Here is a 12,431-nt window from a genome sequence, read left to right as displayed (position 1 = left end):
CCGTCACGCGTCCCCGACGCCATCTAGGAACACCAAAGGATCGAAATCCTCGGGTTGATCATCCAGCCATTCCTCGGCGGCCGCCAATTCATCAGACTCGTAGGTTTCAGGCTTCCAGATCTGGAAAGTGTCGCCAGCGGCAATAAAGAAGGCTTCGCCCTCTAGGTCAATCTTGCTGCGCAGCTTGGCAGGCAGGACCAGACGCCCGGTCTCATCCACGTTTGTCGGAAAGGATTGTCCGTGGAACATGCGCTGCAATGTCTTCCGCTGCATTGAACCCCGTGGAAGCGCATCAATCTTGGCGTCAACTTCGTCAATCGCCTGCATAGTATAGCATTCAAGGAATTTGCGCCGGTGGTCGCCATAAACAATTACAAGTTCGGGATTGTCACCGGACTGCCAGTTGGGATCAGAAGCTTCAAGCACACGGCGAAACGAGGCCGGGATCGAGACCCTGCCCTTCGTGTCCACCTTATGGTGGCTTTCACCTCTAAACCTGCGCGCCAAGACGACTGTCCCTTTCGCTTGCGCCCCACTTGAAATTCTCACTCCCCCCAGAATTAAAACGGCGGGTTGATCTGCTGCCACTGATCAACCCGCCGCATTGACCCGCTTTGCGGGATGTCCAGCTGCGCGCGCCACCTGGGGGGATGTCTGCTCGCCCGCGCGCCGGATCTCTTGATTGATGAAAGCGAGATGCCTGTATGAAACCTGATTTTATTGGTTCGGGGTCATTTAGCGCCCCATGTGCCTCGTCCTCATCGGATAACTAAGGGATGGCATGGGAATTCATGGAAATCAATAGAAAATTTCTCACACTCACGTCTCAACTCACAATGTAATCGATAAGAAAATGAATGGAAACTCTATTTATACACCAGAATTAGAATACTACCACCTCAAAGCAACCATATATAGACAAGTCAGAGAGATTATGAACGTCCCATGAATTCCCAACATTTTTTCACTTTCATCGATTCCCCGTAGATAGAGCCAGCAAATCCTCCATTCCAAACTACGAATCAACAAAGGTGGCTCGGTTCCCACGCATTCCCAAGTTACTAAAAACCACCTGAACCCACGATTTCCCATATACGCACGACCACAGCCATTCGGCTTCTTCGATAACCGTACCGAAGCAATCGGACCTTACGTCACGATCCTATGGTTTTCAGTGGAACCGCATTAGAAGCGACACCCTTGGCGCAACTCAAACCCATATTTTTAAGGCATATTCGATTGCCAACATTCAACTCTTTGATATCCATGCATTTGCTGCATAGCAGCATTGACGACGTCAACTATTGTGCAATCGCAGCATTTGCTTATTTTCATCCTCAAGCAAACGCCGAAACACTTCGGCACCAACATACGAAACGGGTTACGCAGATGGGTGTAGCAACACAACAAACCGCTCTGAGAAGCGCTCCGGCATTCGGCCTGGCTTCGATGATCGAAACCGCAAAGACCCGGTTTGCACGCTATCGGGCCTACCGCCAGACGGTTAACGAACTGTCCGAGCTGTCCGATCGCGAGTTGGCCGACCTGGGCCTGCACCGCTCAATGATCCGTCGGCTGGCAATGCAGGCCGCAGAAGAACAATTCGCGCGTTAAGCGCACAGCATACAGAGATCAGACCCTACTCCTCCCTTGGGTCTGTAATCTGCGGCAACGTCTCTCCTCCTCCCTGACGTTGCCGCCTTTTATACCGGCCCTGAACGCCGGAAGCAGATACATCGGGGCTCTCCTCCTCCCTGCCCTGATGTTGAAAGTACGCGGCGACGTCTCTCCTCCTCCCTGACGTCGCCGCGTCTTCCTCATACCGGGATCAAACCCGGGTTCTGATACATCGGGGCTCTCCTCCTCCCTGCCTTGGTGTTGAAAAGAACGGCGGTTTCCTTCCTCCTCCCTGGGAACCGCCGTTTTTCGTTTCTCCCAAAGAAAAAGGCGCCCACCCAGGCGCCTTTCAAAACATTGAGCATGCGCCGTCAGGCGCATTCCTTTTGGTTAAAACGGAACGTCGTCCTTCGGAAAAAGATACTGGGCAACAACCTTCTTGGTGCCCGCCTTGTCGAACGCGACCTCAACCTTGTCGCCCTCGATGCCCTCCACTGCGCCATAGCCGAATTTCTTGTGAAACACCCGTTCACCCAGTGTGAAACTTGCCACCGCGGTTGCGTCGATCACCGTGTTGCGGGTTTCGCGCGGTTGCGACATGCCATATTGTCCCTGCCGCGCCTGCAGCCGTTTCCAGCCGGGTGAGTTATAGACATTTGCCTCAGCCGCACGGGTTTCGATCCCGGCCGAGGGCTGCCCCCCGCCATAGAGTCCCGGAGGCGTCAGAACCTCGACATGCTCCTCGGGCAGTTCGTCAATAAACCGTGATGGCATCGAATTCTGCCATTGCCCGAACACCCGGCGGTTGGCGGCAAAGGAAATCGTACAGACCTCTTCGGCACGGGTGATGCCCACATAGGCCAGGCGCCGTTCCTCTTCGAGCCCCTTGATTCCGGTCTCGTCCATCGACCGCTGCGACGGGAACAACCCGTCCTCCCAACCCGGTAGAAACACGGCGGGAAACTCCAGCCCCTTGGCCGCATGCAGAGTCATGATCGAGACCTTTGCCCCATCCGTTTCCTTTTCATTGTCCATGACCAGGCTGACATGTTCCAAGAACCCTTGCAGGTTCTCGAAATTGTCCAGCTGGTTGACCAGTTCCTTGAGGTTTTCCAGCCGCCCCGGCGCCTCGGGCGTTTTCTCATTCTGCCAATGGGCGGTATAGCCGGATTCATCCAGCACGATCTGCGCCAGTTCGATATGCGTGTGCTCGGGCGCGCCATAGCGGATCGGAGACACCCCGTCATCAATGACGGTGTCATCATCCACTTCGATACGTGGTCCGCGTGTCATCGCATTCCACCGAGCCAGCCCGTCGATCAACTCGCGCAGCGCCTTGCCGCCCTTGCCCTTGATCAACCCCTGCTCGACCACGATCCGCGCGCCTTCGACCAGGGACACCCCGTTTTCACGCGCCATCACCTGAATGGTCTGCTGCGCCTTGTCCCCAAGGCCGCGCTTGGGCGTGTTCACGATCCTCTCGAACGCCAGATCATCCTCGGGGCTGACCACCAACCGGAAATAGGCCATGGCATCGCGAATCTCCATCCGCTCATAAAACCGTGGCCCGCCGATCACCTTATAGGGCATCCCGATAGTCAGGAACCGATCCTCAAACGCGCGCATCTGGTGCGACGCACGCACGAGGATGGCTATTTCGTCCAAGTTCATCGGGCGCACGCCACGCGTCCCGACCTGCATCGCGTCGATCTCTTCTCCGATCCAACGCGCCTCTTCCTCACCATCCCAATGGCCGATCAGGCGAACCTTTTCGCCCTCTTCCCGGTCGGTCCAAAGCTCTTTACCCAGTCGTTTTTCATTGCCACGGATCACATTCGAGGCGGCGGCCAGAATATGCGGGGTCGAGCGATAGTTCTGCTCCAACCGCACCACGAAAGCGCCGGGGAAATCCTTTTCAAACCGCAGGATGTTACCCACCTCAGCCCCGCGCCAGCCATAGATCGACTGATCGTCATCGCCAACACAGCAGATATTCTTATGCCCCCCGGCCAGCAGACGCAGCCAGAGATATTGGGCGACATTGGTATCCTGATACTCGTCGACAAGGATGTAGCGGAACCAGCGTTGGTATTGCTCCAGCACATCCGGGTGGGTTTGAAAGATCGTCACCACGTGCAACAGCAGATCGCCGAAATCCACCGCATTCAGCTCACGCAGGCGGGTCTGGTATTGGGCATAAAGCTCAATGCCTTTGTTATTATAAGCTCCGGCATCCGCAGCAGGCACTCTATCTGGTGTTAGCGCGCGGTTTTTCCAGTCATCAATGATCCCGGCCAGCATCCGCGCAGGCCAGCGTTTGTCGTCGATATTGGCTGCCTGAGTCAGTTGCTTGAGCAAGCGCTTTTGGTCATCCGTATCCAAAATGGTAAAATTCGACTTGAGGCCCGCCAGTTCGGCATGGCGGCGCAACAGTTTGACGCAGATCGCGTGGAACGTTCCCAGCCACGGCATCCCTTCGGCAGGTCGGCCCAGCATGCGCCCAACCCGTTCTTTCATCTCGCGCGCGGCCTTGTTGGTGAAGGTCACGGCCAAAATCTCGTTCTCGCGTACCCGATGCGATCTGAGCAGATGGGTGATCCGCGCGGTCAGTGCCTTGGTCTTGCCCGTGCCGGCACCTGCCAGCATCAAAACCGGACCGTCCAGCCGCTCGACCGCTTCGCGCTGTGCCGGGTTGAGGTCGTTCAAATAGTCGGCAGCCACCGCAGGCATCGCCCGCGCCGACAGCGATGCGCCCTCGAAGGCGTCCATTTCGTCAAAACTGCTCATACGCTTAAACTACGCCGGATGGGCGCAAAGGGAAAGGCTTTGTTCACGGCTTGTTCACAAGCTTTTAAGATTTTCCTCGCGTTCAATTCTAACCAAATGAAGCGGTGTTCGACTGATGCCATTAACTCTCTGTAAAGCCTTAGGTCAGATGCTTGGCCCAAAGGTTTGGGAGCATATGGATATGGCATTGGCTGAGCGGGGGACGATCAATCATCGACTCAAATGGACCGGGATCACCCTATTGCTGATCAGCCTCGCCATTGGAGCGGGCTGGGGTGTCTATAGGCTTCCTGCGCCCTTGGTGGAACGGATGCTGCGGACAGATATCCTCAAACAGTCAGAATTGTGGAAACGCCGCGTTGTTTTGCATCTTGAAGACCCCGAAACAACGCTGCGAACCGGCCATATAGATGGGCATGACGCAGAGTTTCTGACCTCGATGCCCGAAGCATCGGATGTCTACCGGTTCAGGTTGTTCGACACGAGTGGACGCGTGGTCTGGTCCACTCGTCAAGGTGAGGTCGGCCTGCGCGAAGACAGCGCGTTCTTTCGCGCCGATGTTGCCCGGGGAATGGTGTACTATTTACGAGAAGTTGTGCCCCTATCCGAGATTGACGGCCTGGACTTGCACACAGGCAACATTCAGAACTCCAGTGCGCATCACATAGTCAAAGTCTTTATGCCGGTTACCAAAAACGGTCGCTTCATCGGTGCGATAGAGTTTTTTACCGATATCTCGGATTTGCGGGCGACCTTCATAACCCGGCTGAGAATTTCGCTGATCGTTCTAAGCGGTGTGGCCCTGTTGGCGCTGGCGATGGTGTCATTGGTGACCTACAGGACCAACCGGGCGCAACTGCGCTCTTTGCACAAACAATCCGAGAAAGAGCGTGATCTGATGGCTGACCAGTTGCGGCTGGCGCGTGAGGTGCGGCTGCTGGGAGAGCTAAACGAATGGCTGCAATCCAGCCGTTCGCTGGATGAACTGTTCGATATGGTTTCGCGCTTTATGACCCATATCCTGCCCGAAGCAGAGGGCAGCGTTTACGTCTACTCGAACTCGCGCGATGTGCTTGATGGCTGTGCCAGTTGGAACGGCGGCACCCATAAGGCACATATCCACCCCGAGGGTTGCTGGGGTCTGCGCCGGGGGCGTACCTATGAATTCGGCGCCTCCGAGATTGATTTCATCTGCGAGCATGCTGAACCGCATGACGGGCGCCAATATTTCTGCTTTCCGATTCTGGCTCATGGCGAGACGGTTGGATTGTTGCATCTTCGGGCACATGAAAACTGCGATGAAGAGTTTCACGTTAGCAGGAAACTGGCGCAGCTCTGCGCTGAACAGATCAGCATGGCCATCGCAAATGTGAGGATGCGCGATCAGCTGCACGACCAGTCCGTGCGTGATCCTTTGACCGGACTGTTCAACCGTCGTCATATGACGGAAACCCTGCGCAAGTCTATTTCACGCAGTCAACAGACCGGTGTACCGCTGAGCTTGATCGCCGTTGATGTCGATCAATTCAAGAAGTTCAACGACACTCATGGCCATGATGCAGGCGACATGGTGCTGCGCGCAGTCGGAGCTGCCTTGGAACAGGGCTGTGACCGGGACGAGGTTGCCTGCCGTATTGGTGGTGAGGAATTCATGCTGATCTTGCCGGACAACACCCCGGATGACGCGGTGAGCCGTGCCGAGAAATTACGGCAGTCGGTCGAAGCGGTTTCGGTCCGATACGGTGACAAGTCGCTGCCGCGAATAACGATTTCGGTTGGTGTATCGCATTACCCGGCGCATGGCACCATGCCGCAAGATTTGATGCGCGCCGCCGATGACGCGCTGTATATGGCAAAAGACAAAGGGCGCAATCAGGTGCAAGTCGCCAAGGGAACGCCAACCGAAACCGGGTCCGCTGATAGCAACGGCCAAAAGGTTCGGACTTCAGGCCCAGTCGCGGCGGCGTGAAGCTCTAGCTAATACTTAGCAAAAACTTCACTTACCCGGCGCCTGATTGCGCGGGCAAGGTAGCCACTTCTATACTTGTTAGCTTTCTCCAAGATCTTGGCCACATCGCGATCTTGCCAACCGTCCTAGCCAGCCCTATCGCCTTTGAGTGGCACAATCCCTAGGTTCTGGACCTATTAATTTGGTTGCCGTCATCCCGCCTGCGTGATTCATACCCGTGAGTTTCAGGGGTATAACATGAGCAATCTATTCTGGTTGACTGACGAGCAGATGGCGCGGCTTCAGCCTTACTTTCCAAAGAGCCATGGTAAGCCGAGGGTTGATGATCGGCGCGTTTTGAGTTGAATTATCTTCATCAATCGCAATGGGTTACGTTGGTCCGATGCGCCGCGCGAATATGGGTCGCCAAAGACACTGTACAATCGCTGGAAACGATGGAGCGATATGGGTGTGTTGGCGGCACGTCGCCACCCGATATGACAGATGCCCAAAGGTATTCCTCTCGGCCATCGCTCTCGCTGCTACAGTCCTATTCTGGCTGTAAATCAATGAGTCTGGAGCCTAGTCGTACGTTCCCAACCAAGTTTTCTTTTGGCTCGACCACATTTACTTGCTTCGGAACTTAGTCGGTGTCATTCCGGTTTGACCTCGGAAAAAGCGAGTGAAATGGGACTTGTCGGAATAGCCGAGCATCAGACCAATCTCCGCAATTGTCATCTGGTCTTCTTTGAGGTGCTCTTTGGCGACATCGACACGCAGCCGTTTGATTTCACGGGGTAGCGTTGTGCCTTGTCGCTGAAGCGCTTTCAGAAACCGTTCCGGTTGTATTCCCAGCATTCCAGCCACCATCTCAGGTCCCAAATCGGTTTCATCTAGTTTGTCGCGTAAGACAGAGCGCAAAGCTGCCACCACGGTTACTTCTTCCTCTTGTTGAGGTGAAGCTATGGGCTTGGCAGAGCCCTCAGAGACATGGTGCAAAAACAACCATCCCACAGGAAAACTAATTTGCATTCCGGGATCAGTCCCAAGGCCAACCTCGATCCCTTTGTAGTCGATAGGCAGCCCATTGATGTATCTGCTTTCCCATCGCACACGCGAAGAATCCCAAGAATCTCCGACGACGGTCTGCAATAGGCGTACATAGATTGCGGCACCAAAACCGGTCACCTGAATGGGTGGGACAGTTGGTTCCTGTTGCCTCTCGATACGATAAGTCGCCTTGTCTGCTTCAATCACAAGGCTGTGCCGCACAGAATTGGACTCCTGCGGTACGAGCCCAACAAAGCGGGTAAAAAACTCGAATAACGTTTTCGTAGATTGCAAGGCTTGAGCGAAGGGCGGCCATCCTTGTAGGTCAAACGCCTCCCCTACATTCAGTCCTAGGTATCGATCTCCTGATACTTCTGAGAAGGCATTCACCAATCCGTAGACCAGCTCTGAGTGAACGAACACGGATGGGTCAGACAACAGTTCGGCTTTCAATCCGACCTGGTCCAATGCTGGTTGCGGATTGATCTTGCGTTCGGTGAGATATTGCAAAAACGGAGCGGCTAAGGAGAGGCGAATAAAGCCCTCGCTATGCTCTTGAGAGGCGGAGTTGAAAGGCAAGCTCGTCACCCTTGTGATGATTAGTATTTGTATTCAGTGGCCATTTTTACGAACACATTCGAACATGCTAATTCAAAAGTGGCAACCGAGGAAAAGTTTTCCGGACTACAGTTGGCAAAACATGAATATGAAGGGAGTACTTATGTCCGGTCTACGAATGTCGCTTTGCTCGACCGTAATTGTCGCTGCAGGTCTTTCTTTTTCAGCATCCGCGCAGGCTCAGGATCAAGAAGAACCCCAAACGTTGTTTACCAACGTGCATATCTTCGATGGCGTGAATGAACAGCGTATCGAGAATGCCAGCGTATTGGTCGAGGGCAACCTGATTAAGTCCGTATCGACCGATGCGATCGATGCCCCCAATGCTACAGTCATTGACGGAGAGGGGCGGACACTGACACCCGGGTTTATTGAACTACACGCACATCTCATGCTGATGGGGCCGACCTTGCCTGCGATGGAGGCCAACACGACCTGGGAGGACTTTGCCATACACGGTGCGCGGATGGCCGAGATGTATTTGATGCAGGGTTTCACCACTGTCCGGGATGCTGGTGGCGCTAATGGCGGACTACGTAGGGCGATTGACTCGGGGCAAATCGAGGGCCCTCGTTACTATCCATCTGGGGCGTTTATCGGAACACGCGGTGGTCACGCTGACTTCGCGAATTTCACAGCACCACCTGGTTCGGAGACAAACATGGGTCGGCTGAACATGGCTCAGGAGGTCAGTGGTGTTGATGACGTCTATAAATTCGCACGTAACAACTTTCGTATGGGCGCGACGCAATTGAAATTCATGCAATCCGGTGGTGTCGTGTCGGCATTCGACCCTTGGCAATTGCTGGCCGGGTCGCCCGAAGAAATCAGAGCCGCCGTGCAGGTCGCGAATGAATATGGCAGCTATGTCATGGCGCATTCCTATCGTAAGGAAGCTATCCTGAGTGCGCTCGACGCAGGTGTTATGTCAATCGAACATGGTTTTTCTTTTGACTGCGAAATTGCCGAAGTCATGAACGAGAAGGGTGCGTACATTACAACAAACCTAACGGCATTTGACCCCGGCCTTCTCGACATTCCAGCTGTGGCGAATGTTCCGGCGAGCCTTGCCAAGGCAAAGTCTGCCTCGGCCACATTTGCAGGCTATATCGACAATATGAAAGAATGCCCGGTGAAGCGGGGTTTCCAGACAGACTGTGTTGGTTCGGTAGAGGCGTGCAATATCCAGATTGCCTACGAAAAACACTTAAACAATGATTTTTTCGGCCCCTACACGTCAATGGTCACGTTGACATCGACGGGTGGCGAGGTAGTCGCTCTATCAGGAGACTTTATGAACCCTTATACCGCAGGAAAACTGGGTGTGATCGAGGAAGGCGCCTATGCAGACATCCTGCTGATCGATGGTAACCCCCTCGAAGACTTCTCGGTCGTTGGCACGGGTGATCAGTGGTTTGGTGCCGATCCGAGGCCGGAAAGCCCTGAAACGATCCGGCTTATCATGAAGGACGGTGTGATATACAAAAATACACTGAATTGACCCCAAAACTCGACTGGAGAGTATTCATGTTCCTTTGGTTTCGTTCCGTCTTGCTCGCGGGTTTGGTCTGTTACGGTCATTCCGCCATGGCAACGCCAGGAGCAGCGCTGGACTGGGCAGACCTCCCGGACCCATCTGTGCAGGTCTTTGAGGATCCCTATCGGGTGCTCAGCCCCGAACAGTTCGACGACGTCCTATTCGTTGTGCGGATGCGTGGCAGGCTGCAGCAAGACACTGGCAGCGCGGAAGAAAGACTGAATTGGCAGGAGCTTCTGACCGAGACCGAGGATGCCTTGGCGGGAGTTGGCGTTGATGTCGATTGGCTGCTCGATCAAAGAGAGCTTGTGAAAGAACGGCGAAGAAAGGCAGGAACAAACGGAAATCCGCAATTCGACGGTCAAACAATAACAATCGCGGGCTTTGCCATCCCGGGCCCGAGCGATCCAGACGGGCGATCTGTGGCGTATCTAGTGCCAGAACGAGGAATGTGTAGCCACATGCCCCCGCCCCAACCCAATCAAATGATTCGCGTGCGGTTGAATGGCGACTGGACGCCCAGCTATTTCCACGAACCCGTTCGGCTGACGGGCACGCTGACTATCGATCCCACTGTTCAGAATATGATGGTTGTGGACGGCCTCATGCCTATGAGTGCGACATTCCAGTTGGAGACGGAACGTGTCGAAACTCTGGAAACCGAAGCAGACAGGCTGGAATGGAAGCAGCGTGCCGCTGATCGTATCCGAGCGGCGGGCAATCGCAAGACCGGCGGGGCAAAAGCGTCTGAATGATAAGACTTCTCGTTGTCGTACTGAGTATTGTCTTTGCCGGCGCGGCGTCGGCTCAAGGTCTGTCCGGGCCCTCTTCGGTCGAAGCTGATCTTGAGCCCGGAGATGGACTGACCGATCCACAATATCGTTCCGATTTTCCGCGCAATACCGCACCGGGTTGGTTTCAGTGGAAAGACCGACTGGCGGAGAATGGGTTTCGGTTCAACATTGATTACTTGGCATTGGGCCAAACCACGAACGCGGATCTGGGGGAGGGCGAAGCTGCCAGCGGAAATGCGCGGTTCTATGGCAGTTGGCAGGCGACTGAACAGGGGTCTTTGACATTCAAGATCGAAGACCGGCACAACTATACCGATGTTGCCCCACAGTTTCTTGGTCTGGATGGTGGAGCCCTTTCGATCACGGGAACAGCCTTCAACGATAATGGTTTGCTATTGACCAACCTGTTCTGGACCCAAAGGGCCGAGAACGGTTCGTGGACGCTGCAAGTCGGCCAGATTGATGTAACGGACTTTGTGGACATTTATGGGTTGGTAAGCCCATACAGTGGTTTCCAAAACCTGTCTTTCAATACCAACCCGACAATCAACGCACCCAACCAAGGCCTTGGCATTGCGGGCGGGATAAAGCTGAGCAAGAACCTCTACGCCGTTGCGAGCGTCTCAGACGCAAACGCCGACCCGTCTGATCCAAACTTTGATGTGTTTAGCGACGGCAATCTCTTCAAATCACTCGAACTTGGTTACACCTCTGGCTTTGATCGCATTTACTTCGACAATATCCATCTGACCCTCTGGCATGCGGATGCGGCTGACGATGGTAGCCGTCCAGAAGATTACGGTGCCGCGTTCTCAGCAGCATGGTTTATTGACAATAAGTGGATGCCGTTCTTCCGGGCAGGGGCCTCAAAAGGGGCAGCAGCACTCTATGATCGGTCCGTTTCTGCGGGTATTGGCTACTACGGTCGCAATACCGATTTGGCCGGGTTGGGCCTGAACTGGGCCGAGGCAAGAGGCATAGATGGCGATCAGTTCACACTCGAAGCATTCTACCGTTTTTCAATCGCACCCGGACTGCAGATCACGCCATCGGTACAATTCATTTCCGACCCGCTTCTAAATCCCGATCAGGACCGGATTACCCTGTTCGGTCTAAGAACCCGGATCGTTTTCTAATGCGGGGTGAATGCAATAGGTAAGTGGCAGTGCCAAAGGGCGACTAGGTGAGATCAACAGGACTTAGCAAAGCCCGCTTTCTGCGCGTTGCCACCGTTAGCGCGGACTGCAGCACCCGGTAGCTTTGGGCTCTCCCGGCACCTTCGCCGCGAGATCCATGAACGACCGTTTCGCGATGGAGCGCCTTTCGCGGCGCGGCGCACGAACTGGCAAGACGCGGGACAAATCTGCCATTCGGCCTCGCGGTCTGAACGGCAGGTTTTTTCCAAGCAAGTTTGATTAGCTCATAGCGTTATGCATAGTCAGGCGCGTCCAACGTTTCACCGTTCATGTTCCCTTCGACGGCAGCGACGTAGGCCTTTGCAGTGTCTGCCGCCGATAAGCCCGTGCTTGAATCCATGCCCATCATCTCCATCGTTTCCTTGACGAAGACCGGGCTGACGGTGTTCACCCGTAGTTCGCGATCAAGTTCGAGTGCTGCTGCCTTGGCAAAGGATTCCAGCGCCCCATTGGCGATGCTGATCACCACCGAGCCCTGCATCGGTTCTCGTGACAGTATGCCGGCAGTGAGCGTGAACGATCCAGCATCGCTGATATGTCTCTGTCCAACGCGGACAAGGTTGATCTGGCCCATCAGCTTGTGGGGTCGATTCAGGCTGAGTGCAAAATAGGGCGGTAAGGAGATTTCTGAAAAGGTTGGTACGTAACCGACCCTTCACCGCGCCAAGCCCGAACTGGAAAGACGCGGACAAAGCAGCCTTATGCAACCGCTGCTATTGCTGACGCAGCATCGGTTCGCAGCTGCTGCACGCGCATCGCTGCGGTGCAACTTTATTCGTCAAACCGGCCATTCAAGGCGAGGTCATAGTCCGAATTTCAAACGGAGCTTTCGGTGCATCCAGATTGGAAAATCTGGACGCATGAAACAGCGCTCATTGCTTACG

The 12,431-nt window shown here is 54.7% G+C and carries 9 protein-coding genes and 1 pseudogene; 6 read left to right on the top strand and 4 right to left on the bottom strand.

All coding sequences use genetic code 11. The annotated features are described in order from the left end of the window. Positions 1–3: 3 nt before the first annotated feature. On the bottom strand, positions 4–471 hold the full coding sequence (gene mraZ / locus AC2FHW_RS12530) for a division/cell wall cluster transcriptional repressor MraZ (RefSeq protein ID WP_496822008.1): 468 nt from the start codon (positions 469–471) through the stop codon (positions 4–6). A gap of 918 nt (positions 472–1,389) precedes the next feature. Here mraZ and AC2FHW_RS12525 point away from each other — a divergent pair. Beyond that, entirely contained in the window at positions 1,390–1,614 is a 225-nt protein-coding gene (locus AC2FHW_RS12525; protein ID WP_142635057.1) for a DUF1127 domain-containing protein, read from the top strand. A 393-nt stretch (positions 1,615–2,007) separates the two neighbouring features. Here AC2FHW_RS12525 and AC2FHW_RS12520 read toward each other — a convergent pair whose 3' ends face one another. Further along, positions 2,008–4,404, bottom strand: a complete 2,397-nt coding sequence (locus tag AC2FHW_RS12520; RefSeq protein WP_496822006.1) for an ATP-dependent helicase — start codon at positions 4,402–4,404, stop codon at positions 2,008–2,010. Between the two features lie 181 nt (positions 4,405–4,585). Between AC2FHW_RS12520 and AC2FHW_RS12515 the strand changes: the two genes are divergently transcribed. Together AC2FHW_RS12515 and AC2FHW_RS12510 are read left to right on the top strand one after the other, a co-directional pair. Next, positions 4,586–6,373: a sensor domain-containing diguanylate cyclase gene (locus AC2FHW_RS12515; protein ID WP_496822053.1), complete on the top strand. Its 1,788-nt coding sequence runs from the start codon at positions 4,586–4,588 to the stop codon at positions 6,371–6,373. A 237-nt stretch (positions 6,374–6,610) separates the two neighbouring features. Next, positions 6,611–6,832 (top strand): annotated as a pseudogene (locus AC2FHW_RS12510) (transposase); the annotation flags it as partial. Positions 6,833–6,979: 147 nt separating this feature from the next. Here AC2FHW_RS12510 and AC2FHW_RS12505 read toward each other — a convergent pair. Then, positions 6,980–7,981: an AraC family transcriptional regulator gene (locus AC2FHW_RS12505; RefSeq protein ID WP_271951637.1), complete on the bottom strand. Its 1,002-nt coding sequence runs from the start codon at positions 7,979–7,981 to the stop codon at positions 6,980–6,982. On the opposite strand from AC2FHW_RS12505, the gene AC2FHW_RS12500 reads away from it, so the two are divergent. The 3 genes from AC2FHW_RS12500 to AC2FHW_RS12490 all read left to right on the top strand — a co-directional run bounded on the left by AC2FHW_RS12500 (position 7,971) and on the right by AC2FHW_RS12490 (position 11,487). Beyond that, positions 7,971–9,521 carry an amidohydrolase family protein gene (locus AC2FHW_RS12500; protein ID WP_271951639.1) on the top strand — a complete coding sequence of 517 codons (1,551 nt, stop codon included), beginning with the start codon at positions 7,971–7,973 and terminating at the stop codon, positions 9,519–9,521. The two genes, AC2FHW_RS12505 and AC2FHW_RS12500, sit on opposite strands and share 11 nt — an antisense overlap. A gap of 86 nt (positions 9,522–9,607) precedes the next feature. Further along, positions 9,608–10,312 carry a DUF3299 domain-containing protein gene (locus AC2FHW_RS12495; RefSeq protein WP_271951642.1) on the top strand — a complete coding sequence of 235 codons (705 nt, stop codon included), beginning with the start codon at positions 9,608–9,610 and terminating at the stop codon, positions 10,310–10,312. Continuing rightward, the gene (locus AC2FHW_RS12490) at positions 10,309–11,487 is read left to right on the top strand and encodes a carbohydrate porin (protein ID WP_271951644.1); all 1,179 of its coding nucleotides are present in this window, start codon (positions 10,309–10,311) and stop codon (positions 11,485–11,487) included. The genes AC2FHW_RS12495 and AC2FHW_RS12490 overlap by 4 nt, the downstream gene beginning before the upstream one ends. Before the next feature lie 292 nt (positions 11,488–11,779). Here AC2FHW_RS12490 and AC2FHW_RS12485 read toward each other — a convergent pair whose 3' ends face one another. Then, positions 11,780–12,121 carry an SDR family oxidoreductase gene (locus AC2FHW_RS12485; protein ID WP_185956751.1) on the bottom strand — a complete coding sequence of 114 codons (342 nt, stop codon included), beginning with the start codon at positions 12,119–12,121 and terminating at the stop codon, positions 11,780–11,782. Positions 12,122–12,431: the final 310 nt, after the last annotated feature.

The sequence above is a fragment of the Ruegeria sp. YTSA108 genome, assembly GCF_059610185.1.
This window is presented reverse-complemented; position numbering and strand designations above follow the sequence as displayed.